This is a genomic window from Bittarella massiliensis (ex Durand et al. 2017) (assembly GCF_017566145.1).
GTDB classification, from domain to species: Bacteria; Bacillota; Clostridia; order Oscillospirales; family Ruminococcaceae; genus Bittarella; species Bittarella massiliensis_A.
Window position 1 is genome coordinate 1 of record NZ_JABFCL010000414.1, and the last position, 208, is coordinate 208.

Here is a 208-nt window from a genome sequence, read left to right on the forward strand (position 1 = left end):
CGGCCGAGGCGATGAGGGCCACCACAGCGGGACGGAGGCCGGAGAGGACGCCTTTGATGGTGTTTAAATTGCGGAAGCGGTAGTATACCGCGGCCAGAATCAATACGATGATGCAGGAAGGTGTGACGCAGCCGACAGTGGCGATGACAGCGCCGCCGATCCCGGCGGTCTTGATGCCCACAAAGGTGGCGGCATTGATGGCGATGGG

At 62.0% G+C, this 208-nt stretch carries 1 protein-coding gene; it reads right to left on the bottom strand.

Features of this window, described 5'->3' with window-relative positions; genetic code table 11:
- Positions 1 to 208 (bottom strand): chromate transporter (locus HJY11_RS14875; protein WP_208076600.1); only part of this gene is annotated, 208 nt, incomplete at both ends.